This is a genomic window from uncultured Psychroserpens sp. (assembly GCF_947503375.1).
GTDB lineage: Bacteria > Bacteroidota > Bacteroidia > Flavobacteriales > Flavobacteriaceae > Psychroserpens.
The window spans coordinates 1-23602 of record NZ_CANNDQ010000004.1 but is presented as its reverse complement, the minus strand read 5'-3'; the positions used below and the strand labels follow the sequence as shown (position 1 = coordinate 23602).

General features: G+C 33.2%; 22 protein-coding genes and 2 tRNA genes. 11 read left to right on the top strand and 13 right to left on the bottom strand.

What is annotated here, in order from left to right; all coding sequences use genetic code 11:
- Positions 1-20 precede the first annotated feature (20 nt).
- The 3 genes from Q0876_RS07810 to Q0876_RS07800 form a co-directional block, all read right to left on the bottom strand.
- A complete protein-coding gene (locus tag Q0876_RS07810; protein ID WP_299225891.1) occupies positions 21-920 on the bottom strand; it encodes a MerR family transcriptional regulator in 900 nt (299 codons plus the stop codon).
- Between the two features lie 109 nt (positions 921-1029).
- Positions 1030-1114, bottom strand: a tRNA-Leu gene (locus Q0876_RS07805).
- Positions 1115-1167: 53 nt separating this feature from the next.
- A tRNA-Lys gene (locus Q0876_RS07800) sits at positions 1168-1240 on the bottom strand.
- Between the two features lie 129 nt (positions 1241-1369).
- On the opposite strand from Q0876_RS07800, the gene Q0876_RS07795 reads away from it, so the two are divergent.
- A complete protein-coding gene (locus Q0876_RS07795) occupies positions 1370-1888 on the top strand; it encodes a shikimate kinase (protein ID WP_299225888.1) in 519 nt (172 codons plus the stop codon).
- Here the strand turns inward: Q0876_RS07795 and Q0876_RS07790 are convergent.
- Positions 1880-2383 carry a phosphoribosyltransferase family protein gene (locus Q0876_RS07790; RefSeq protein ID WP_299225885.1) on the bottom strand — a complete coding sequence of 168 codons (504 nt, stop codon included), beginning with the start codon at positions 2381-2383 and terminating at the stop codon, positions 1880-1882. The two genes, Q0876_RS07795 and Q0876_RS07790, sit on opposite strands and share 9 nt — an antisense overlap.
- 46 nt (positions 2384-2429) lie before the next feature.
- A complete protein-coding gene (locus Q0876_RS07785) occupies positions 2430-2810 on the bottom strand; it encodes an RNA-binding S4 domain-containing protein (protein WP_299225882.1) in 381 nt (126 codons plus the stop codon).
- 131 nt (positions 2811-2941) lie between these two features.
- On the opposite strand from Q0876_RS07785, the gene Q0876_RS07780 reads away from it, so the two are divergent.
- Entirely contained in the window at positions 2942-3895 is a 954-nt protein-coding gene (locus tag Q0876_RS07780; RefSeq protein ID WP_299225879.1) for a hypothetical protein, read from the top strand.
- 45 nt (positions 3896-3940) lie between these two features.
- On the opposite strand, the gene Q0876_RS07775 is transcribed toward Q0876_RS07780, so the two are convergent.
- Genes Q0876_RS07775 through Q0876_RS07765 form a run of 3 tightly spaced genes read right to left on the bottom strand, consistent with a single transcriptional unit; the run spans position 3941 to position 6405 of the window.
- Complete coding sequence (locus tag Q0876_RS07775; protein WP_299225876.1) at positions 3941-4531, bottom strand: outer membrane beta-barrel protein; 591 nt, start codon at positions 4529-4531, stop codon at positions 3941-3943.
- Between the two features lie 55 nt (positions 4532-4586).
- Positions 4587-5543, bottom strand: a complete 957-nt coding sequence (locus Q0876_RS07770; RefSeq protein ID WP_299225873.1) for a transketolase C-terminal domain-containing protein — start codon at positions 5541-5543, stop codon at positions 4587-4589.
- A 16-nt stretch (positions 5544-5559) separates the two neighbouring features.
- The gene (locus tag Q0876_RS07765) at positions 5560-6405 is read right to left on the bottom strand and encodes a transketolase (protein ID WP_299225870.1); all 846 of its coding nucleotides are present in this window, start codon (positions 6403-6405) and stop codon (positions 5560-5562) included.
- 223 nt (positions 6406-6628) lie between these two features.
- Here Q0876_RS07765 and tgt point away from each other — a divergent pair, with 223 nt between their 5' ends.
- From tgt to Q0876_RS07720, 9 genes are all read left to right on the top strand, one after another.
- Positions 6629-7759, top strand: coding sequence for a tRNA guanosine(34) transglycosylase Tgt (tgt, locus tag Q0876_RS07760; RefSeq protein WP_299225867.1), 1131 nt, complete (start codon positions 6629-6631; stop codon positions 7757-7759).
- Positions 7759-8832 (top strand): LptF/LptG family permease, encoded by a 1074-nt coding sequence (locus Q0876_RS07755; protein ID WP_299225864.1) that lies wholly within the window; start codon positions 7759-7761, stop codon positions 8830-8832. Before tgt ends, Q0876_RS07755 begins: the two co-directional genes overlap by 1 nt.
- The gene (locus Q0876_RS07750) at positions 8819-9721 is read left to right on the top strand and encodes a DMT family transporter (RefSeq protein WP_299225861.1); all 903 of its coding nucleotides are present in this window, start codon (positions 8819-8821) and stop codon (positions 9719-9721) included. The genes Q0876_RS07755 and Q0876_RS07750 overlap by 14 nt, the downstream gene beginning before the upstream one ends.
- 135 nt (positions 9722-9856) lie before the next feature.
- Entirely contained in the window at positions 9857-10810 is a 954-nt protein-coding gene (locus Q0876_RS07745) for an acetyl-CoA carboxylase carboxyltransferase subunit alpha (protein WP_299225858.1), read from the top strand.
- A gap of 167 nt (positions 10811-10977) precedes the next feature.
- Positions 10978-12519: a replicative DNA helicase gene (gene dnaB, locus Q0876_RS07740; protein WP_299225855.1), complete on the top strand. Its 1542-nt coding sequence runs from the start codon at positions 10978-10980 to the stop codon at positions 12517-12519.
- A gap of 71 nt (positions 12520-12590) precedes the next feature.
- Positions 12591-13637: an AI-2E family transporter gene (locus Q0876_RS07735; protein ID WP_299225852.1), complete on the top strand. Its 1047-nt coding sequence runs from the start codon at positions 12591-12593 to the stop codon at positions 13635-13637.
- Positions 13638-13674: 37 nt separating this feature from the next.
- The gene (locus Q0876_RS07730) at positions 13675-14616 is read left to right on the top strand and encodes an aminotransferase class IV (protein ID WP_299225850.1); all 942 of its coding nucleotides are present in this window, start codon (positions 13675-13677) and stop codon (positions 14614-14616) included.
- Positions 14603-15334: a sulfotransferase family protein gene (locus Q0876_RS07725; protein WP_299225847.1), complete on the top strand. Its 732-nt coding sequence runs from the start codon at positions 14603-14605 to the stop codon at positions 15332-15334. The genes Q0876_RS07730 and Q0876_RS07725 overlap by 14 nt, the downstream gene beginning before the upstream one ends.
- A gap of 82 nt (positions 15335-15416) precedes the next feature.
- On the top strand, positions 15417-16676 hold the full coding sequence (locus Q0876_RS07720; RefSeq protein ID WP_299225844.1) for an asparagine synthetase B: 1260 nt from the start codon (positions 15417-15419) through the stop codon (positions 16674-16676).
- Between the two features lie 90 nt (positions 16677-16766).
- Here Q0876_RS07720 and Q0876_RS07715 read toward each other — a convergent pair whose 3' ends face one another.
- From Q0876_RS07715 to thrS, 5 genes are all read right to left on the bottom strand, one after another.
- Positions 16767-20030 carry an amidohydrolase family protein gene (locus Q0876_RS07715; RefSeq protein WP_299225842.1) on the bottom strand — a complete coding sequence of 1088 codons (3264 nt, stop codon included), beginning with the start codon at positions 20028-20030 and terminating at the stop codon, positions 16767-16769.
- Between the two features lie 143 nt (positions 20031-20173).
- Entirely contained in the window at positions 20174-20518 is a 345-nt protein-coding gene (gene rplT / locus Q0876_RS07710) for a 50S ribosomal protein L20 (protein WP_204347045.1), read from the bottom strand.
- Positions 20519-20622: 104 nt separating this feature from the next.
- Entirely contained in the window at positions 20623-20820 is a 198-nt protein-coding gene (gene rpmI / locus Q0876_RS07705) for a 50S ribosomal protein L35 (protein ID WP_040250651.1), read from the bottom strand.
- Positions 20821-20882: 62 nt separating this feature from the next.
- Positions 20883-21428, bottom strand: a complete 546-nt coding sequence (gene infC / locus Q0876_RS07700) for a translation initiation factor IF-3 (RefSeq protein WP_299226706.1) — start codon at positions 21426-21428, stop codon at positions 20883-20885.
- 31 nt (positions 21429-21459) lie between these two features.
- A complete protein-coding gene (gene thrS, locus Q0876_RS07695; protein WP_299225839.1) occupies positions 21460-23415 on the bottom strand; it encodes a threonine--tRNA ligase in 1956 nt (651 codons plus the stop codon).
- Positions 23416-23602: the final 187 nt, after the last annotated feature.

Genomic DNA, 23602 nt, shown 5'->3' with positions numbered 1-23602 from the left:
TTAACTTGAGGTATAAAATTTTAGAGTTTTTTAACTAAATTTTTAATGGTATCAAATGGAAAGATTTGTTTTGGTAGAGTATCTAAGTCAAGTTCTTCTAGCATTCTACCTAATATCCAAAGATTAATAGTTTTTTTGACTAGTATTTTATCTGAAAACTTTTTGATGTAGTTTTCTATTTCATCTTTTTCAGGTTTCACTGTAAAATAGGACACGAATGTTATTTCATCGTAATAGGTTAACAGGTCTCTCAAACTATCTAAGGGTACACTTTGTCCTAAGAATATTGATTGATGGCCTTTGGCAATAAGTTCATAATTTATAAGCATTAATCCTAACTCATGAACTTCGTTGTCTGGAAGAAATAACACAAATGTCTTATCAGTAACCACTTGATTTTTAGACTGTATGAGCTCTGTATTTATTAGAATTTTTTGTCTTATCAGTGATGTTAGAAAATGTTCATGTGCAGGTGTTATTGTATCTGTTTGCCAAAGTAGACCAATTTGTGAGAGTAGTGGAATGAGATCTTCATAGAAAATCTGAGTAAAACTTTTTTCTTTCATCAAACCTTCATAGGTATCGTAAAATAACTTTTGATCAAAGTTTAGCATTGAAAGCTTAAAGGTGTCTATAGCGTGATTATTTGTTGTATCACTTTGAGCAACTTCTTTTACCAGCTTTGGAATTTCTTCTCCATCAATTGCTGCAATTTTAGAGATTTTAAAGCCATTATTGTTTAAATAGCTTATGTTTAATAGTTTCTGTAAGTTGGCTAAGCTATAATATCTAATATTAGTATCTGTTCTTTCAGGCTGAAGTAGGTTGTACCGTTTTTCCCAAATTCTAATAGTATGCGCTTTGATACCAGTTAGATTTTCTAAGTCTTTAATACTAAACGTATTTTTAATATTGTTCATTTTACACGTAAAAAGATTAAACAAAAATAAACATTTAATTGATTTAGTCTTAAATTTTATGTTTAATTTATGAGTAAAAGGATTTAAAAAGAAATAAAAATAGGAAAAGTGCGCACGAGAAGATTCGAACTTCCACGACCTAAACGGTCACTGGCCCCTCAAGCCAGCGCGTCTACCAATTCCGCCACGTGCGCTTTTAAATAATAAAGGTAAAAAAAAAGTTAAGCAATTGCTTAACTTTTTTAAGTGACTTGGCTGGGGCTCGAACCCAGGACCCTCTCCTTAAAAGGGAGATGCTCTACCAACTGAGCTACCAAGTCAATAAGTCTCTTTAACGAGGGTGCAAATATAAAACGTTTAATTTATATTCCAAACGGTTTTTTAGATATTTTTTTGTTTTTTTGTTATCTAATTTTGTATGTTTTTAATAATCAATTTATAACACGTTAATGACGTTAATTCTAGTTGGATATATGGGTTCTGGAAAGTCTTCTGTTGGGAAACGTATGGCCGAACTTATTAATTATGATTTCATTGATTTGGATGATTATATTGAGGAAAAAGCTGAAATGTCTATAAAAGAAATTTTCAAAACGAGAAATGAGATTTTTTTTAGAAAGCTAGAGCATACATCTTTGAAAGAAGTGATAGAAGTTAATAACGCTGTTATTGCTTTAGGTGGTGGAACACCTTGTTACGGCATTAATTTGTCTTTAATAAAAAACCATCCTAATTGTAAGATCATTTATCTTAAAGGGTCTATTAAGAGTCTGACTACAAGATTATCTTCTGAAAAAGAAAATAGACCACTAATTGCTCATCTTCAAACTGAAGGAGCACTTTTGGAATTTATAGGAAAACATTTATTTGAACGTGCTCCTTTTTATGAACAATCTGATATTATTATAAAAACAGATAACTTGAGCGTTGATGAGGTTGTAGCATCCATTGTATTAGAGTTATTTTAGATAGGCTTCAAACTGTTTTCCATCTAAGATCACTTCTACGTGTTCACTTAATGAAGTAGATAGTGAAATACCTTTAAAATCTGCCTTAACAGGAAATTTTTTATGATTTCTGTTCACTAGAACAGCTGTTTTGAATTGTTTCAATGGAACTTCCAAAAAGTGCTTTACACCATATATAAGCGTATTTCCTGAATTAAGTACATCATCAATAAGTACGATAGACCTATTAGCGTAATCCTCTTCTTTTAAAGACGTTTTTATTTGCGATAAAGGGTTCTTCTTATCAATAATAACTTTGCATAAAACAGCTTTTATGTCTGAAATTTTATCAAGATTAGATTTGATTTTTTTAGCTAAAAGATAACCATTACTATCAATTCCAGCAAGTATAAGTTCTGTTTCATTTACATTGCTTTCATAGATTTGATAAGCAATACGCTTGATTTTATGTTGTATTTCTTGATGGTTTAATATGGTGTTTTTACTTATACTCATTATGCCGATGTTTTTTCAAAGATAAACAATGTCCTTGTTATTTTGTCTAATTGTTTAGATCAGGTGCGTCATAAAAATCGTCAATATCTCGCCTGTCTTTTTTGGTTGGTCTTCCTACTCCTTTTTTTCGATAATAGTCTTTTGAATATTTCAGGAGTTCTTGAGCCTCAAACGCATTCTTTGGTGTTACGTCTGTTCTGTAAATATCTACCAATTTTGCACCAACTCTATTTGCAGGTAAATCATTAACAATAATTTGATAATTTATTTGGTTTTTTCTTAACTCAATTTTATCGGTTGCATAAACTTCTCTGCTGGGCTTTACAGTTTGTTCATTGACTTTAACATGTCCCTTTTTACATGCTTGAGTTGCAAGACTTCTGGTTTTAAAATATCTAACAGACCAAAGGTATTTATCTACACGCATAATTTAGTTGTGAAAATGACGTTAATTGTATGATGCAAAACTATTATATTATTGTATCTTGCAGCCCAAAAATATGCAATTTTATATCGTTTTTTTGCGATAAACTTATTTTAAAGAAAATGAACCATATTATGACATATAAGAATACTATTTTATTTCTTTTTATAATTGTCTTAGGATTTTCCTCTTGTAAAAAAGATGATGAAGAAACATTTATTCCTGCTCCTGTGAGAGATCGTGCGGAACAACAAATAACCGATAAAGACTCTTTATTGAATTACTTGCAAACACATTACTACAATTCGTCTGCATTTACAACGCCAGGTAATTATTCTTATACAAGTATTATTATTAACGAGTTGCCTAGAGATGAGCAAGGAAATTACGAAGATTTGCCTGACCCAACCAACAATACGTTGTTAATTGATGCGGTTGAAACGCTAAATATACTGATTGATGATGTTGATTATGAGTATTATGTGCTAAGATTAAATCAAGGCGGTGGTGACAATCCTAATTTCACAGATGATATAAGAATAAATTATTCGGGAAATTTTTTAGATGGTGAAGTTTTTGATAATACAGTAAACGCTGATACACCTTTAGATTTAACTAGTGTTGTTAGAGGGTGGAGAGATGTATTAACAAATTTCAATACAGCTGTTGGTCTTGTTGAGAATCCTGATGGTACGTCAGATTTTGATAATTATGGTTTTGGTGTGATGTTTTTACCTTCTGGTTTAGGCTATTTTGCTTCGCCGCCTCCAGGTTCTGGAATACCTGCTTATGCAAATTTGGTTTTTAAGTTTGAGTTGTATCAATCAGGTGTTAATGATCATGACAATGATGGAATTTTATCTCATCTTGAAGACTTAAACAATAACTTAGATGTATTTGATGATAATACAGATGGCGATACATTGCCAAACTTTTTTGATACTGACGATGATAATGATGGTGTACCAACAATTTTTGAAGATATAGATAATGATGGTGACCCGTCTAATGACGATACCGATGGTGATGGTATTCCAAATTACTTAGATGCCAGTTCGACACAATCAAATCAAGAAGAAGATAATTAATAAAATAATAAAAAAAGCCGCTTTCCTAGAAAGCGGCTTTTTTTATTAAAGCGCAATAGAAAGGCTCAATATTAATTGATCAGGCCTAGTGTCTATTCTACTAACTATGCCATTGCCTAGGTTGTTGTCGATAAATGTAGCCTCATTATCATTAAATCCTCTTTCATATCTTAAATCGATTCCAATTTTGTTGATGTTTAAACCAATCCCAAAATTAAGTCCTATTGAAAAATCATTTTCAACGTCATCAATGTCTATACCGTCAAACTCCGTGTCTAATATGTATTGAAGTGATGGTCCAGCAAACACACTAACTGGCCCAATAACCTTAACGCCAATTAATAAAGGCGCATCAATTTTCTTCATAGATAAGTCATCACTGTCATAACTACTTTTAGTAGCCGTGTAAATAAGTTCTGGTCTGAAGTAGATTTGATTTCCAATTTTACCAAAAACGCCAACATGATAGCCAATGTTTCGGTCTGGATTTTCAGCATTATCTCCAATGGATTCAAAATAATCACCATTGGCATTGTAGTTTAAACCTGCTTTAATACCAAATGAGGTGCCATCTTGAGCGTAACTATTAAAACATAATAACGCTAGTACAAATGTGCTAATAACTAATTTTTGCATAATATTCGTTTTTTGTGATTTTGAGTATTATATCAAAAACGTTGCCAAACGAATATTATTTCTTTCTTTTAAGTACAGTTTCAGTAGCTTTAACAATTGCATTGGCATTAAGTCCATACTTTTCCATCAGTTGAGCAGGAGTACCAGACTCACCAAAAGTATCATTTGTTGCAACAAACTCTTGAGGTGTTGGGTTGTGTTGTGATAATACTCTAGCAACACTTTCTCCTAAACCGCCTAGATAATTATGTTCTTCAGCGGTAACAATACATTTTGTTTTACTTACAGAATCTAAAATGGCTTTATTATCAAGAGGTTTAATGGTATGGATATTAATTATTTCAGCAGAAATCCCTTTTTCTTGAAGTACTTTTGCAGCTTCTAGCGCTTCCCAGACTAAGTGACCAGTAGCCACTATAGTAACATCATCACCATCTGTTAATTTAAGTGCTTTTCCAATTTCAAAAGTTTGATCTTCAGGCGTAAAATTTGCCACTTTAGGTCTTCCAAAGCGAAGGTATACTGGACCATGGTGTTCTGCTATAGCTATTGTTGCGGCTTTAGTCTGATTATAATCACAAGTGTTTATCACAGTCATGCCTGGGAGCATTTTCATCAAACCAATATCTTCAAGGATTTGATGCGTAGCACCATCTTCTCCAAGGGTCAATCCTGCATGTGATGCACAGATTTTTACATTCTTATCTGAATAGGCTACACTTTGTCTTATTTGGTCATAAACACGCCCCGTAGAAAAGTTAGCAAATGTTCCAGTAAAAGGTATTTTTCCACCAATAGTCATACCAGCTGCTAAACCAATCATATTAGCCTCTGCTATACCTACTTGGAAGAAGCGTTCAGGATGATTTGCTTTAAATTCATCCATTTTAAGTGAACCTATAAGGTCTGCACAAAGTGCAACAACATTATTATTAGTCTTTCCTAATTCTGTCAATCCTGCTCCAAAACCTGAGCGTGTGTCTTTATTTCCTGTATTTGTATATGTTTTCATTTGTTTTAATTGATGGTTAATAATCTCCTAGAGTTTCAGCATTTTGGGCTAACCCAATAGCTAATTGCTCATCATTTGGAGCTTTTCCGTGCCAAGCATGCGTATGCATCATAAAATCTACACCATTACCCATGACTGTTTTTAGCAGAACACAAACAGGTTTACCTTTTCCAGTTAGTGACTTAGCTTGTGCCATTCCTTGAAGTATGGCTTCAATGTTGTTTCCTTTTTCGATATCTACTACAACCCAACCAAAAGCCTCAAATTTAGCTCTAAGACTTCCCATTGGAAGCACATCATCAGTGGCACCATCAATTTGTTGACCATTCAAGTCTATTGTAGATATTATATTGTCTACATTATTTGCTGCTGCGTACATTATGCCTTCCCAGTTTTGACCTTCTTGCAACTCACCATCTCCATGTAAACTATATATGATGTGACTGTCGTTATTTAGCTTTTTAGTTTCTGCTGCACCAATGGCGACACTAAAACCTTGACCTAATGAACCAGAAGCAACTCGTACACCAGGTAAACCTTCATGTGTTGTTGGATGACCTTGTAATCGAGAATTTATGAGTCTAAATGTATTTAGTTCATCTATAGGAAAATAACCAGAGCGCGCTAATACGCTATAAAATACAGGTGATATATGGCCATTAGATAGAAAGAAAAGATCTTCACCTATTCCATTCATATCAAATGAATCCTTTCTATCCATAATCTCTTGATAGAGTGCTACAAAAAATTCTGCACATCCTAACGAACCACCAGGATGACCAGAGTTTACTTTGTGAACCATTCGTAAAATATCTCTACGAACTTGTGTTGTTAAGTCTTGTAATTGTTGTGTGTTTGGCATAAAAATAATGTGAGTAAATTCAGCGTCAAAAATAAAGTTTTCATAAGGCTAATCAAAAATAGAAACCCTTCACTTATTAACGATTTTAGTCAGTTGCTAACAATTTAAATCAGAATTGAAAATATCAATCTGAGATTTAAGTTTTTAGTAGTATAATTTTATTAAATGTTTAAGAGCATAATACAACTAGATAATTATCTTTGCCCATCGATGAGCATTTTTTATGAAATTTGAATTAAAAGCAAGTGATTCTCAAAGTAAGGCTAGAGCTGGAGTAATAACAACAGATCATGGTAAGATTGAGACACCTATATTTATGCCAGTTGGAACCGTTGCATCTGTTAAAGGTGTGCACCAACGAGAGCTTAAGAATGACATAAACCCAGATATAATTTTAGGAAATACATATCATTTATACCTTAGACCGCAAACACCTATCTTAGAGAAAGCAGGCGGTTTGCATAAGTTTATGAATTGGGATAGGAATATATTGACCGATTCAGGAGGTTACCAGGTATACTCTTTGTCTGCTAACAGAAAAATAAAAGAAGAAGGTGTGAAATTTAAATCTCATATTGATGGAAGTTATCACGTTTTTACACCTGAAAATGTGATGGAGATTCAACGAAGTATTGGAGCAGATATCATAATGGCTTTCGATGAATGTACTCCATATCCATGTGATTATAATTATGCAAAACGCTCTATGCATATGACACATCGTTGGTTAGAACGCTGTTTAGCACACTTAGATAAAACCCCTTTTAAATATGATTATGCGCAAACATTTTTCCCTATAGTTCAAGGAAGCACATATAAAGACCTACGCCAACAATCGGCCGAGTACATTGCTAATGCAGGAGCTGAAGGTAATGCTATAGGAGGTTTGTCTGTTGGAGAACCTGCTGAAGAGATGTATGCGATGACAGATGTCGTATGTGAGATATTACCATGGGAAAAGCCACGATATCTAATGGGTGTTGGTACACCAATAAATATTCTTGAAAACATAGCATTGGGTGTTGATATGTTTGACTGCGTCATGCCAACACGTAACGCTAGAAATGGAATGTTGTTTACAGCAAATGGAACTATAAATATCAAGAATCTCAAGTGGGCTGATGATTTTTCACCTATTGATGAAATGGGTATTACATTTGTAGATACTGAATATAGTAAAGCGTATTTAAGACATTTATTTACGGTCAATGAACTTTTAGGAAAGCAAATAGCCACTATTCATAACCTTGGATTTTATTTGTGGTTGGTAAGAGAAGCTAGAAAACATATATTAGTAGGAGATTTTAGAACTTGGAAAGATAAAATGGTCAAACAAATGGATAATCGCTTATAATGTTAAAAATACTCGATTGGTACATATTAAAACGCTATTTGTTTACATTTTTAATGATGTTATTACTGTTTATTCCTATAGGTATAACAGTTAACTTAGCTGAAAAGATTGGTAAAATTTTAGAACGCGAAGTTCCTTTTCCAGCTGTAGCACAATATTACTTAGATTTTACCATATATTTTGCTAATCTTTTGTTTCCAATATTCTTATTCTTATCTGTTATTTGGTTCACATCTAAGCTTGCAAATAATACTGAGATTGTCGCTTTTTTAAGTTCAGGAGTTTCTTTTTCAAGATTTCTAAGACCGTATCTAATAGGCGCTTCTATTGTAGCTGCTTTTGCTTTACTACTAGGATTGTATTTAGCACCAAAAGCAAGTAAGGGTTTTAATGAGTTTAAATACAAATATCTTAAGAGTAGTAAGAGTGTAGTTCAAACACAAAATATCTACAGGCAAGTAAACGATAATGACTTCATTTATGTAAGTAATTTTAATCCTTCTACTAGACAAGGAAGTAGTTTTACTTTAGAACATTTTGAAGGTAATAAACTCAAGTACAAAATTTCTGCAACTTCAATTATGTATTTAGATTCTATATACAGACTCACCAATTATTCCAAAAGAATTATAGGAGATCATGGAGATATTTTAGAATCTCAAAGACGGTTTGATACCTTGTTTGCCTTTGATGTAGAAGATTTAACACCTGTTGAGTATATTGCAGAAACATTACAATATGGAGAACTCAATAGGTTTATTGAGAAAGAAAAGAAAAGAGGATCTTCTAACATTGGTAGGTATGAGGTTGTTAAGCATAAGAAATGGAGCTTACCTGTATCTATATTTATTCTTACCATTATTGCTGTAGCAGTGTCTTCTATCAAACGCAGAGGAGGTATGGGTGTTAATCTTGCTTTTGGAATTACAATTGCGATGGTCTATGTGTTTTTTGATAAAGTATTTGGTGTTATGGCAGAACAATCTGATTTTTCACCTATTATAGCCGTCTGGTTTCCTAATTTGGTTTTTGGTATATTAGCAGGATATCTCTTGTATAATGCCAAACGCTAAAGCAAAGAATTATTTTCACCTTCATTTTTTAGTATTTATTGCTGGGTTTACAGCTATTTTTGGTGAACTAATATCTATAGGTTCAACTGCTTTAGTTTGGTATAGAATGTTTATAGCTGGCATACTTATGTACATTTATATTAAGCTTATTAAGCTTAAAGTGAAAGTAAATGCCAGAACAAAACTTAAATTTTTTGGTGCTGGAATTATCATAGCACTACATTGGATCACTTTTTTTGAAGCAATTAATCAATCTAATGTTTCAATTACTCTAGCGATGTTTTCAACAGGAGCTTTTTTTGCTTCTTTCATAGAACCTTTAATATATAAACGACGCATAATATGGTATGAGATCATTTTTGGTCTAATAGTAATTATTGGTGTATTCCTTATAACACAAAGTGAGATCAAGTATCTTAATGGGATTATTTTAGGTATTTCTTCTGCATTTTTTTCTACATTATTTGCAGTAATTAATGGTCGTTTTATAGAGGTACATAGCGCAACGATTATTTCATTTTATGAATTTATTAGTGGTGTAGCATTTTTGACATTATTTATATTAATATTTCAAGATGGCTTCAGTATTGAGTTTTTTATTTTGTCATCTGAAGATTGGGTATATCTATTTATTTTAGCTTCGGTTTGTACAGCTTATGCATTTATAGGCTCTGTAAAAGTAATGACCTATATAAGCCCATATACCGTTATTTTGACTTATAATTTAGAGCCTATATATGGAATTGCGCTAGCATTACTCTTGTTTCCTGAAACAGAGATTATGAGTACACAATTTTATTATGGTGCTTCTTTGGTATTGGCTACGGTACTAATGGATGGCATTTTAAAGAACTACAAAAAGAAAAAAGAGCACCAATACCTTCCATAAAATAGACCAAAGGTTGTTAGTTTTTAATGATAATCATTAAATTTGTATGCCCATTAAATCGAACTTATCTTTCGTGTGCGTACAAACTAAAAAATATGTAGCTTTGTAAGCTAATAAATACTAACTATAATTTCAATGGAATATTTAGAGTTTGAACTTCCTATTAAAGAACTTCAAGAGCAACTTGAAAAATGTCAAATTATTGGTGAAGAAAGCGATGTAGATGTCACTGAAACCTGTAAAAAAATTGAAAAGAAATTAACTGAGACCAAAAAAGAGATATATAAAAACCTTACTGCTTGGCAAAGGGTTCAATTGTCTCGTCATCCAAACAGACCTTACACATTAGACCATATAAAAGCCCTTTGCGGTGATTCTTTTTTAGAGCTTCACGGTGATAGAAATGTCAAAGATGATAAGGCTATGATTGGTGGCCTTGGTAAAATCGGAGATCAGACGTATATGTTTGTTGGTCAACAAAAGGGTTACAATACCAAAACGAGACAATATAGAAATTTTGGAATGTCTAATCCCGAAGGCTATAGGAAAGCATTACGTTTAATGAAATCAGCAGAAAAATTTGGTATACCTGTAGTTACACTTATAGATACTCCTGGTGCTTATCCAGGTTTAGAAGCTGAAGAACGTGGTCAAGGTGAAGCTATTGCAAGAAACATTCTAGAAATGACACGATTAAAAGTACCAATTATTACTGTCATTATTGGCGAAGGCGCTTCTGGAGGTGCCTTAGGGATTGGTGTTGGTGATAAAGTGTTAATGTTAGAAAACACATGGTATTCGGTAATTTCACCAGAATCATGTTCATCTATTTTATGGCGCAGTTGGGAATACAAAGAACAAGCAGCTGAAGCATTGAAGCTAACTGCACCAGATATGAAAAAGTTAAAATTAGTTGATGAAATCATAAAAGAGCCATTAGGTGGAGCACATACAAATCGTGAAAAGACATTCATGTCTGTTAGAGATGCCATCGTAAAAAATTATGAAGAACTTAAAAACTTATCACCAAAGGATCTAGTTAATCAGCGTATGGATAAGTATGCTCAAATGGGAGTTTTTAAAGGTTAGACCTTATTATATAACGGATTAAAAAAACTGAAACGTTGAGTTTCGGTTTTTTTTATCGCTATTAACAATATATTCAAGTTATTAACAGTTAAATTGTTGAACACCTGTTAAGATTGAATGTCTAGAAAAACAACATACTTGTTTACAATTTATTTACATTCGCAGTTATGAAACAACCTAACCAATTACAAGGCTTCAAAGTAGATAAAAGCACTATAATTAATCTTGAGAAAGGCAAAATACCGCCTCAAGCTATTGATTTAGAGGAGGTTGTATTGGGAGCAATGATGATCGACAAAAGAGGAGTTGATGAGGTTATTGATATCTTGAGTTCTGAAGCGTTCTATAAAGAGGCACATAAACATATATTTGAAGCTATTTTCAAATTATTTGAAAATAGTGAACCTGTCGACTTATTAACTGTTTCTAGTCAGCTTAAAAAAGATGCAAAATTAGATCTAGTTGGAGGTGATTTTTATCTAATATCATTAACACAACGTGTGTCATCTTCCGCTCATATTGAGTTTCATGCCCGTATTATTCTTCAAAAATATATTCAACGTAGTTTAATCAAAATCTCTAATGAAATTATTGAGGAAGCTTACGATGAAACCAAAGATGTCTTTGATCTTTTAGATAATGCTGAGGCAAAACTGTACGAAGTCACCCAAGGCAATGTAAAGAAGTCTACTGAAACAGCTCAAAGCTTGGTGATTCAAGCCAAAAAGAAAATTGAAGAAATTTCTAACAAAGAAGGACTTAGTGGTATTCCATCTGGATTTACCAAGCTCGATAGATTAACTTCTGGGTGGCAAGAAAGTGATTTGATTATTGTTGCAGCTCGTCCTGGTATGGGTAAAACAGCATTAACACTATCTATGGCAAGAAATATTGCTGTAAATCAAAATATTCCGGTAGCATTCTTTTCTCTGGAAATGTCTTCAGTGCAATTGATCACTCGTTTAATTTCTTCTGAAACGGGTTTATCTTCAGAAAAATTAAGAACAGGCAAGCTTGAAAAACATGAGTGGGAACAACTTAATGTAAAAGTTAAGACCTTAGAAAAAGCACCATTGTTTATTGATGATACACCTTCACTTTCTATTTTCGATTTACGAGCAAAAGCAAGGCGTTTAGCCTCACAATATGGAATCAAAATGATCGTTATCGATTATTTACAGTTAATGACAGCAGGCGGAAGTCAAAAAGGAGGCAATCGTGAACAGGAAATCTCTACAATCTCTCGTAACCTTAAAGCATTAGCTAAAGAACTCAGTGTGCCAGTAATTGCATTATCTCAATTATCACGTGCAGTTGAAACTCGTGGTGGAAGTAAACGACCATTGCTATCTGATCTTCGTGAATCTGGAGCTATAGAGCAAGATGCCGATATTGTAAGCTTTATTTATAGACCAGAGTATTACAAGATTGAAGAATGGGATGATGATGACCGTTCACCTACCGAAGGACAAGCAGAGTTTATTGTTGCTAAGCATAGAAATGGTGGTTTAGAAAATATCAGATTGAAGTTCATAGGGCATTTAGGTAAGTTTGATAATCTAGATGATTTTGATACACCTTTTGGTGAATTTCATTCTAAAATGAATGCCGCAGCTAATGATGATACTTTTAAACCAGATAATTTCCCTTCTGCAGAAGATGCTTTTGGTACTCCAGATCTAGAGGATGATAATGATGTACCATTTTAAGATTTTTTAAGATGTATTAACAACATATTGTTTTAAATTTGTTTTCCAGCTAAGAAAAGAAAATTTGCCTCATGCTAGAAAAACGACGTACCACTAATATTCTCTTATTGTTTATTGTAGTTCCTTTGGTGTTTTACCTACTAAAGATTCTATCATTTATTTTCATACCTCTTATTTCTTCAATGTTTATTGCATTATTGTTTTTACCATTGATGCGTTGGTTTGGGAGACGTAATGTACCTAGGTTGATAAGTATTATTGTTGTTGTAGCACTTATAGGTATTGGTGTTTTTATTGGCGTAGAATTAGTTCAGCTTTCAAGCAAGCAAATTTTATCTAATGACACAGGGTTTTTTAACAAAGCTGAGCTGAAAATCAATGATTTAATGCTTTACATGCAAGACAAAGTAGGTTTAGAATATGATCCTAATAGTAACTTTTTAGCACAATTCTTTCAGAAAGAAAGTATAGGCTCTACATTTGATTTTGTTAGGAAATTTTTGACCAATATTTTAATGATTACATTTTTTACCATTTTGTGGTTGTCGGAATCTATAAATATGCATAAAGTATTGAATAATACAATTTTAAAACGTAAACATACCTCTATCAAAGCCTTTATGAAAATAGAAAAAGACTTAATAACTTTTATTAAAGTTAAGTTTTTAGTGAGTTTACTTACAGGAATATTTACTGGTTTAGCTTGTGTATTCTTTGATGTAAGCTTTCCAATATTTTGGGGACTTTTCGCCTTCTTAATTAATTTTGTGCAAATGGTAGGTTCTTTTATCTCAGTTATATTGCTATCAATTTTTGCTTTTGTTGAATTAGATCCAACGAGTACCTTATTTTTCTTTATACTTTCAATTACTAGTGTACAAGTGCTTTTTGGAGCCGTACTTGAACCAATATTTATGGGAAAATCATTTTCTATTAACGTCATAACCGTATTGATAATGTTAATGCTTTGGGGTTTTATTTGGGGAATTCCTGGTTTAATTATGGCCATTCCAATTACAGTATTCATTAAAATTATTTTAGAGCAATTTTCAGGAACAAAGGTTGTGGCTTCAATATTATCTGGGCCAGAACGTTCGATTAGACCCTTGAAAAAGTAAGTCGACGGCTTCAGTTTTTTAATTATCTTTCAGAGTCATGTTTAATTTGCTTCATATGGTTCATGGTACACATAATGCTGTCGCTGATGACAGAAATAAAGACATCAAAATTTTCATAAACGGTGAATATTTTCAGCGTAAAGATGCTAAAATATCAGTTTTTGATAGTGGTTATTTAGTTGGTGATGGTATTTGGGAGGCACTACGCTTACACAAAGGTGTACTCGTATTTTTAGAAGATCATTTAGAAAGATTATGGACTTCAGCCGCTACAGTGGGTATGAGCTTTCCGTTTTCTAAAAACGAATTGACTGAGCTTGTTAAAAACACACTTAGTAAAAACCATATGACAGATGATGTCCATGTGCGAATAATGATCACTCGTGGTATAAAAAAGACACCATCACAAGATCCTAGGTTAACCATTTCAGGGCCTAACATTGTCATAATTCCTGAACATAAGAAAGCATCTCAAGAAAGTAAACTTAAAGGAATAACATTATTTACTAGTACAATTAGAAGAGGCTCACCAGATTATCTGGACCCGAGGTTAAATTGCCATAGTAAGCTGCATGAGGTCCAAGCGTTAATTCAAGCTATTGAAGCTGGTGCAGATGAGGCTTTAATGCTAGACGTTAATGGTTTTGTTTCTACATGTAATGCCACTAATTTTTTTATAATCAAAAATAATGAAGTCTGGACGTCTACTGGTCAGTACTGTATGAATGGTATTACTAGAGCAAAAGTAATTGAAGCCTGTCGTAAGAATGGTATAGTATGTCATCAAAAAGATTTTTCATTATTTGATGTGTATGGAGCTGATGAAGCTTTTGTAACTGGAACTTTTGGTGGACTAACGCCTGTAACAAAAATAGATGGAAGATCAATTGGCGAAAAACCTTATGGTAATAAGACACAACAACTTTCAGATTTATATAATGACCTAATTGATGACTACATAACACATGCAAAGCGATAAAATTAAACGAATTTCACTTTGGTCTGGACCAAGAAATATTTCTACAGCATTAATGTATAGCTTTGCTCAGCGTAATGATACAAAAGTTTTTGATGAGCCTTTGTATGCATACTATCTAAGTAATTCTAGAGCAAAAGCGTATCATCCAGGAGCTGATGTTATTTTAAAAACCATGGAAAATGATGGAGAAAGAGTAGTAGAAATGATGCTGAACTATTCTGAAAAATCAATCGTATTTTTTAAGAACATGACACATCATATTTTAGGATTAGATCGAAGCTTTATGAAACAAATCATAAACGTTATACTAACAAGAGATCCTAAAGAGATGTTACCCTCGTTTGCAAAAGTTATAGATAATCCAACAATGTCTGATGTTGGTTATAAGTTGCATTTAGATTTGATTAATTATTTTGATTTGTATGACATAGATTATGTCGTGTTGGATGCAAAAAAAGTATTACTCAATCCTGAAGGTGTATTACGTCAATTTTGTAAAATTATAGATATTCCTTTCGATATAAATATGTTACAATGGTCACCACAACAGCGAGAAGAAGATGGCGTTTGGGCTAAGTACTGGTATGCTAATGTTCATAAATCTTCAGGTTTTTCAAGGTATAAACCTAAAAATGAGCCATTTCCTGAGTATTTGATTCCGCTTCTAAATGAGTGCCAGCCATACTACAATCAACTTCAAAAGTTAGCGTTAACTTAAAAAAAAGGTCATTTAGCTAAAAAATATATAAAACTATATTAAAGCTATTACCTTAGGAATAATTTTTGAGTATCTTTCCATTATGAAGAAGTATTTTGTATTAATTATCTGTTTATTATTAGCTTTAAATGGTTATGCATCTTATATTCTAATTCCAATGGATGCAGAAGAGCAACAAAATCATTTAAAAGCTTATGGTGTAACCTATTGGACTTTAGAAAAACAATTAAAAGTTAAATGGTTACTCAATTATAAAGGGGGTTCATTTTTACTACCAGATACCGAAGAAATTCAACGTGAGTGCCAGATTAGAGGCGTTAGTTTTGAAGTTATTTCTAATTCTAAAGCAGAAGAAATTCTTGATCTTATAAGTAGTCCTTCGCAAAATATGGAAGCTGTTGTTTTAGAAAAAGCACCAAAAATAGCGGTTTATACGCCTAAAGGGTTACAGCCTTGGGACGATGCAGTAACTATGGTTTTAACCTATGCGGAAATTCCTTATGAAACAGTTTATGATGATGACGTGTTGAATGATGCGCTACTATTATATGATTGGTTACACTTACATCATGAAGATTTTACAGGACAATATGGTAAATTTTACAGAGCATATCGTTCTGCATCATGGTATATTCAAGAAAAGAAGGAAGCTGAAGAATTAGCAAGAAGTTTAGGTTATGATAAGGTTTCTGAAGAAAAATTAGATGTGGCTAAAAAGATAAGAGATTATGTTATTGGAGGTGGATTTATGTTTGCAATGTGTAGTGCAACTGATAGTTTTGATATTGCATTATCTGCTGAAGGCGTAGATATATGCGAACCTATGTTTGATGGAGATGGCAGCGATCCAAGTTATCAAAATAAAATTGATTATAACAAGACGTTTGCGTTTAAAGATTTTATACTTGAACGTAATCCTAATGTTTACGAGTTCTCTTCAATAGATATGACACAAAAGCGTAGAATACCTAAAATGACAGATTATTTTTCATTGATGGATTTTTCAGCAAAATGGGATCCAATTCCAACCATGTTGTGTCAAAATCATACCGCATTAGTTAAAGGTTTTATGGGACAGACTACTTCTTTTACACGAGATGAAATCAAGTCTAATGTTTTGGTCATGGGAGAGAATAAAACCAATGGTGAAGCTAAATATATTCATGGTATCAAAGGTAAAGGCTTTTTTACTTTCTATGGCGGACATGATCCTGAAGATTACACACACAAAGTTGGAGACCCAAAAACAGAGTTAGACTTACATCCTACATCACCTGGCTATAGATTAATATTAAATAATGTATTATTCCCAGCTGCTAAGAAGAAAAAACAAAAAACATAAGACATAAGACATAAGACATAAGACATAAAGATCATCATCACTATCACTAATAAAAAAATCCGATATAGAGATATATCGGATTTTACTTTTCTAATGTGAACCTATATGACAACCACAAGCTTCACGAGTAAAGCTCATACTTTCTTCGTGCCACGGAAATGCTTGATTGTATTTTGTGTTCTCCCAATAAAATTTTGAGCGCTCTTTTGGGTGATTACCAATTTCATTCATAGTTTCGGTATCATACATACGACCATTTATCATGGTGTAAATTATGCTTTCTGAATTTTTAATATCTTCTAAAGGGTTGTCTTCCAAGATAATTAAATCAGCAAGTTTCCCTTGCTTTAAGGAACCAATATCTCCTGCTGCACCAATGTATTCAGCACCATTGATGGTGGCTGCTTTTAAGGCTTCATGATTAGACATTCCACCTTGCTGAAGCATCCATAGCTCCCAGTGAGCGGCTAGACCTTGTAATTGACCATGCGCTCCAAGGTTTACTTTTACACCAGCATCACTAAGTGTTTTACAGGTTTCTGAAACTAGAATATGTCCGTTTTTGTACTCATCTTCTGGTATCATTGTTCTATGTCTGGATCTCGAATCAATAATTCCTCTAGGTGTGTATTTTAGTAGTTTTTCATTTTCCCAAACATTAGTATTTTGATACCAATAATATTCACCATTGATGCCTCCATAATTCACAACTAGAGTAGGTGTGTAGCCCGTATTACTTTGTCCCCAAAGTTCTAAAACATCTTTATAGACAGGTGCTACAGGAATGTTATGTTCTATTCCTGTATGACCATCCATAATCATAGTGATATTATGATAAAAATTTGATCCGCCTTCAGGGACTACAAAGATACCTTCTTCTCGAGCTGCCTGTAATACTTGTTGTCTTTGATCTCGTCTTGGTTGATTGTAGCTTTTTACTGATAATGCACCAAATGCTTTTGTTCGCCTTACTGATGATCGTGCATCTTCTAAACTATTGATTACTGCTTTGAAATCTCCATCGGCACCATATAAAATAAACCCAGTAGAATAAAGACGAGGACCAACAAGCGTTCCATTTTTTTGTAACTCAGACAAGGCAAAAACTGTTTCAGAATGCGCCGAAGGATCATGTGCTGTGGTAACACCGTATGCTAAATTGGCATAAAATTGCCAATGCTTTTGGGTTGTTAAACCATATCTAAATCCACCAATATGTGCATGTACATCAACTATACCTGGCATAATGGTTTTTCCAGAGAGATCATATACTTTAGCTCCAGATGGTACATTTACTTCTGAGGTTTTACCAATGGCATCAATTCTATTATTCTTAATGATAATAGTCCCATTTTCAATAACTTCATTTCCTTCCATTGTAATTAGCCTTACATTTTTGAGAGCAATTGAGCCTTGAGGTTTATCAGTTTTTACGTTTAGAGAAATCTTAATGCCTTCTTCTACAAGCTTAACATCTTCGGAGGCGTCTATTGAAAAATAGGTGTTACCAAGCGTCCAATGCAGTTTTTTACTAGTCTTAGACCAATGCAGGTTTATACCAGCATCTTTTGATAATTGCGTTACAGGAATATATTTTGACTTATTAGTTAGATCTAAAGTTTGCCCTGGATGAGGCATAGGAGCTATATATACTTTATGTAAATGTACAAATGCGATCCATTTTCCGTCTGGACTACGAACCAATCTGTTCCCATGTTTTGATTTCACCAAAATGCGTTCATCAAACCCATCTAAATTAACACTTTTCAATTCTTTAGTTAACGCTCCAAAGAAAACCCCTCCCTTTTGATAAATAATACGCTTATCATTGGTGCTAAAAACAGGATAATCACCTTCTCTGGTTATGAACTTTGCGTTTGATCCATCTACATTCATATAATACAAACCTGGATTTTTATCAAATGTTCGACCTTGTTCACTATTGCCATTTTCTTTACGGTAGGCAATATATTTACCATTATTTGAGTAAGAAGGGTTTCTATATATCCCTTTTTGGTCTGTGAGTTTTTTTGGTGTACCACCAGAAGTAGGAATAGAGTAGATGCCTCCTAAATTCTCATCATTCCAAGTCACATAAGTAATGTATTTGCCATCAGGAGAATAGGTTGGTTCAAATTCAAAGTCGGTTCCAGAAGTTAATCGTTTTGGATTTCCGTTAGGTAATTTTTGAGTCCACAAATAACCAAGGGCATTAAAAACAACCGATTTACCATTTGGTGAAGTTGTTAAATGTCTTATAACTTTTGCTTCAAAATTTTCTGGAGCAACTGGATTATCAAACTCAACAGCTTTTGCAATTTTAATAGTAGCATCTACTTGAAAAGGAATATTTTTAACGTCTAGGGTATTGATATTTATATGATTTATTTTTCCGCCAGCCCAAATAATAATAGCTTGATTATCTGGCATCCAATTAAAGTTTGTATACACACCAAAAATTGCCCATGCTTCTTGTTGGTCTTTGTTTAATTTATCATATATGGGCCATTCTTCTCCAGTTTCTAAGTCGTGTATATATAAAACACTTTTAGTTCTAACTCGTTTAACAAACGCTAATTTTTTCCCATCTTTTGAAATTTGAGGCCTTGCTGCACCACCTGGTCCACCAGTGATTCTATCAATTTCACCTGTTTCCATATTATATCTGTTGATGACATAGATTTGGCTATTTGGATCTTTATTGTATTGAAAAAAACCGCCTGGATACATATCTTCACTATAATAAAGGTATTTCCCATCTGGCGATAATGTAGGTTCATTTACATCTTGTTGGTCATTTTTCTTCTTAGTGAGTTGTATACCGCTACCTCCTGTTTTATGATACATCCAAAGTTCTCCAGCACCTGCAGATCGAGTCGAGGTAAAGTGTTTTCTTGCTATTAAGTAGTTACCATCATTTGTCCATATAGCATTGTTTAGTAGTCTAAATTTTTCTTTTGTTACCTGTTTGGCATTATTGCCATTTAAGTCCATAGTCCAAATATTATCACCACCACCTGCATCACTAGTGAATGCTATTGAGGTTCCATCAGGACTAAAGCGTGGTTGTATTTCAAAAGGGAGTCCTTTGCGAAGTACAGTAGCTTTTCCTCCATTGATATCTAACTTGTATATATCTCCTAGAAGATCAAAAACAATGTGTTTGCCATTTGGACTTACGTCAAGGTTCATCCAAGTGCCTTCATTTGTTGATAACTGTAGGTCTTTAAAGCTCCAATTCCCTTCAGGATTAGAAACATCCCAAGTGGGTTTTGTATCTTTTTCTTTGTCTTGACTAAACGAGTTTAGGGTAAATAATAGTGTGAGGATTGCTAAAAATTGAATTCGAATCATAAGAAATTAAAATTAGAATGGGAAGTTACTAAAAAATAGATTTCAAATCATTTAGCCTCAAGCTTAAAATGCAAATAAAAAAACCGATTCTAAAATGAATCGGTTTTTATAAGCGAATTGTTGTTATTGTTTAGGCGAACGCCTTACTTTACTTTGTTTACTATTGCTTCAAAAGCTTCTGGGTTATTCATTGCTAAATCTGCAAGAACCTTACGGTTCAATTCGATATTGTTAGCTTTCAGTTTTCCCATAAACTTAGAATAGCTCATTCCATGTTGTCTAGCTCCTGCATTTATACGCATGATCCAAAGCGAACGGAACGTTCTTTTTTTGTTTCTACGATCTCTATACGAATATTGCATCGCTTTATCAACCGCATTTTTTGCTACTGTCCAAACGTTTTTACGTCTTCCGAAGTAACCTTTTGCTTGCTTAAGAACCTTTTTTCTTCTGGCTCTTTTCGCTACTGAATTTACTGATCTTGGCATTTCTTAAATTGTTTTTTGTAGTAGGCGATCGATACATCGATACTTGCTAAATTATTTTGCCTAACTCCAGGGTTTATAATTTGTTTTAACCGATTAAAACGATATTACTTTAAGCGTAACATTGTTTTAATATTGTTCTCATCTGCTTTGTGTACCAAAGTGTCATGAGTTAAAGCTAACTTACGCTTTTTAGATTTTTTTGTCAATATATGACTCTTAAAAGCATGCTTTCTCTTAATTTTACCAGTGCCAGTTAGTTTAAAACGTTTCTTAGCACTTGATTTAGTTTTCATTTTGGGCATTGTCTCCTAGTTTATTTACGTTTCGCTTATTATCTTTAAAACTGAATTTGTTTCAGTGTAATTTATTTCTTTGGTGCAATGAACATGGTCATTCGCTTTCCTTCTAAACGCGGCATTTGTTCAACTTTACCTAGTTCTTCAAGATCTTGAGCTAATCTTAATAATAAGATTTGACCTTGCTCTTTAAATACGATTGAACGTCCTTTGAAAAATACAAAAGCTTTAAGCTTTGCACCATCTTTAAGGAATTTTTCAGCATGTTTCTTTTTAAACTGATAGTCATGATCGTCGGTTTGAGGACCAAAGCGTATTTCCTTTATAGTAACTTTACTAGCTTTAGCTTTAAGTGCTTTTTCTCGTTTCTTTTGTTCGTAAAGAAACTTTTTATAGTCCATTACTTTACATACAGGAGGATCTGCTTTAGGTGAAATCTCAACAAGATCTAGACCTTGCTCATCAGCTATGGCTAGCGCTTGTTTTGTTGTGTAAATACCTATTTCTACATTATCACCTACAAGTCTTACCTTTTCAGCTCTAATTCTAGAGTTAATATTATGCTGATCTTCTTTAACTACTCTTTTCGAGTTATGTCTTCTACGTATTGCTATGGCTTATATATTTTAATTAAACTTATGTGTTTTATTTAAACGTTTTTAATGTTTTATTAACTTCATTTTTAATGATTTCAGAGAATTGATCTACACTAATCGTGCCTAAATCTTCACCACCATGTTGGCGAACTGAAATCGTATTTTCTTTTTCTTCGTTCTCACCAATAATAATCATGTAGGGGATTTTACTCATCTCCGCTTCACGAATCTTCTTTCCGATTGTTTCATTTCTATTATCAACGAGGGCGCGAATTTCGTTATTTTCTAGCAAATTTAAAACTTTTTCGGCGTATTTTTCATATTTCTCACTTAATGATAGTATGATTGCTTGATTTGGCATTAACCAAAGCGGAAAGTTTCCGCCTGTGTGTTCAAGTAAAATTGCAATAAATCGTTCCATACTTCCAAAAGGAGCACGATGAATCATAACTGGTCTATGTAGCTCATTATCACTACCTTTATAGGTTAGATCAAAGCGTTCAGGTAAGTTGTAATCTACTTGAATTGTCCCAAGTTGCCAATTTCTTCCAAGAGCGTCTTTGACCATGAAATCCAGTTTAGGACCATAAAATGCAGCTTCTCCAGTTTCTACAATATAATCTAGACCCTTATCTATTGCAGCATTCAGAATGGCGTTTTCAGCTTTTTCCCAATTTTCATCACTACCTATATATTTATCTGGATTGTCCGGATCTCGTAATGATACTTGTGCTTTAAAGTTTTCAAACCCTAAAGATCCAAAAACATAAAGAACGAGATCAATTACTTCTTTGAATTCAGAATCTAACTGATCAGGAGTACAAAATATATGAGCATCATCTTGAGTAAAACCTCTAACTCTTGTTAATCCATGCAGTTCTCCGCTTTGTTCATAACGATAAACAGTACCAAATTCTGCATAACGTTTAGGTAATTCTTTATAGGAGAAGGGACGTGTGTTAAATATTTCGCAATGGTGAGGGCAATTCATAGGTTTCAGTAAGAATTCTTCACCTTCGGCTGGAGTGTTTATCGGTTGAAAACTGTCTTCTCCATATTTTGCAAAGTGACCAGAAGTTACATATAATTCTTTTTGGCCTATGTGAGGCGTAACTACCATTTCGTAGCCAGCTTTTTTCTGAGCACTTTTCAAAAAATTCTCAAGTCGTTCTCTAAGAGCAGCTCCCTTGGGCAGCCAAAGAGGCAAACCCTGACCAACTTTTTGAGAAAAAGTAAATAATTCTAGCTCTTTTCCTAATTTTCTATGATCACGTTGTTTAGCTTCTTCTAATAGTTGAAGGTATTCAGTCAATTCTTTTTGTTTAGGAAATGATATGCCATATATTCTTGTGAGTTGTTTGTTCTTTTCATCTCCTCTCCAATAGGCACCTGCAACTGAAAGTAATTTTACTGCTTTTATTATACCAGTGTTTGGAATATGACCTCCACGGCATAAATCTGTAAATGTAGAATGATCGCAGAATGTTATATCACCATCTTCAAGATTTTCGATTAGTTCGACTTTGAATTCATTATTTTGAGATTTATATAATGAAAGTGCTTCATCTTTAGATACAGAACGCATTCTAAATTCATGTTTGCCTCTAGCAATTTCAATCATTTTATTCTCGATAGTTTTGAAATCTTTCTCAGAAATTGAATGTTCGCCAAAGTCGATATCATAGTAAAACCCATTACCTTTATCTTCTTGAATTGCTGGCCCAATAGTTAGTTTAATACCAGGATATAACTCTTCTAAGGCTTGAGCCATCACATGAGATGAGGAGTGCCAAAACGTTTCTTTTCCTTTACGATCTCTCCAAGTATATAAAATTAGTGAGCCATCAACTTGTAAAGGTGTAGACACTTCAATAGTTTCATTGTTAAAATTTGCAGATATGACGTTTCTTGCAAACCCTTCACTTATGCTTTTTGCTACTTCTAATGGAGTAGCGCCTTTTTCAAAACTTTTAATTGTACCATCTGGCAAAGTAATATTAATCATTATAATAATGGCTATAATTTAAGAGGGCAAAGATAGTATGTTAAATATTCACATACAATATTATGTGTTATTTATATAGTAACAAGGTAGATGTCCATTTACTCCAGATATTGGAATTTCTTTTTATAGATATTAGAGGATTTATTTTAGGTTTATAAAGTCTTCATTTCTAGCGTTTGAAGTTTGG

Excerpts from the sequence above, each read along its gene's own strand:
- tgt (WP_299225867.1), top strand. The coding sequence starts at position 6,629 with ATGAAATTTGAATTAAAAGCAAGTGATTCTCAAAGTAAGGCTAGAGCT.
- Q0876_RS07790 (WP_299225885.1), bottom strand. The coding sequence starts at position 2,383 with ATGAGTATAAGTAAAAACACCATATTAAACCATCAAGAAATACAACAT.
- Q0876_RS07775 (WP_299225876.1), bottom strand. The coding sequence starts at position 4,531 with ATGCAAAAATTAGTTATTAGCACATTTGTACTAGCGTTATTATGTTTT.
- Q0876_RS07780 (WP_299225879.1), top strand. The coding sequence starts at position 2,942 with ATGACATATAAGAATACTATTTTATTTCTTTTTATAATTGTCTTAGGA.
- Q0876_RS07755 (WP_299225864.1), top strand. The coding sequence starts at position 7,759 with ATGTTAAAAATACTCGATTGGTACATATTAAAACGCTATTTGTTTACA.
- rplT (WP_204347045.1), bottom strand. The coding sequence starts at position 20,518 with ATGCCAAGATCAGTAAATTCAGTAGCGAAAAGAGCCAGAAGAAAAAAG.
- Q0876_RS07725 (WP_299225847.1), top strand. The coding sequence starts at position 14,603 with ATGCAAAGCGATAAAATTAAACGAATTTCACTTTGGTCTGGACCAAGA.
- Q0876_RS07785 (WP_299225882.1), bottom strand. The coding sequence starts at position 2,810 with ATGCGTGTAGATAAATACCTTTGGTCTGTTAGATATTTTAAAACCAGA.
- dnaB (WP_299225855.1), top strand. The coding sequence starts at position 10,978 with ATGAAACAACCTAACCAATTACAAGGCTTCAAAGTAGATAAAAGCACT.
- Q0876_RS07720 (WP_299225844.1), top strand. The coding sequence starts at position 15,417 with ATGAAGAAGTATTTTGTATTAATTATCTGTTTATTATTAGCTTTAAAT.
- Q0876_RS07750 (WP_299225861.1), top strand. The coding sequence starts at position 8,819 with ATGCCAAACGCTAAAGCAAAGAATTATTTTCACCTTCATTTTTTAGTA.
- thrS (WP_299225839.1), bottom strand. The coding sequence starts at position 23,415 with ATGATTAATATTACTTTGCCAGATGGTACAATTAAAAGTTTTGAAAAA.
- Q0876_RS07770 (WP_299225873.1), bottom strand. The coding sequence starts at position 5,543 with ATGAAAACATATACAAATACAGGAAATAAAGACACACGCTCAGGTTTT.
- Q0876_RS07810 (WP_299225891.1), bottom strand. The coding sequence starts at position 920 with ATGAACAATATTAAAAATACGTTTAGTATTAAAGACTTAGAAAATCTA.
- Q0876_RS07730 (WP_299225850.1), top strand. The coding sequence starts at position 13,675 with ATGTTTAATTTGCTTCATATGGTTCATGGTACACATAATGCTGTCGCT.
- Q0876_RS07795 (WP_299225888.1), top strand. The coding sequence starts at position 1,370 with ATGACGTTAATTCTAGTTGGATATATGGGTTCTGGAAAGTCTTCTGTT.
- Q0876_RS07735 (WP_299225852.1), top strand. The coding sequence starts at position 12,591 with ATGCTAGAAAAACGACGTACCACTAATATTCTCTTATTGTTTATTGTA.
- Q0876_RS07745 (WP_299225858.1), top strand. The coding sequence starts at position 9,857 with ATGGAATATTTAGAGTTTGAACTTCCTATTAAAGAACTTCAAGAGCAA.
- Q0876_RS07715 (WP_299225842.1), bottom strand. The coding sequence starts at position 20,030 with ATGATTCGAATTCAATTTTTAGCAATCCTCACACTATTATTTACCCTA.
- rpmI (WP_040250651.1), bottom strand. The coding sequence starts at position 20,820 with ATGCCCAAAATGAAAACTAAATCAAGTGCTAAGAAACGTTTTAAACTA.
- Q0876_RS07765 (WP_299225870.1), bottom strand. The coding sequence starts at position 6,405 with ATGCCAAACACACAACAATTACAAGACTTAACAACACAAGTTCGTAGA.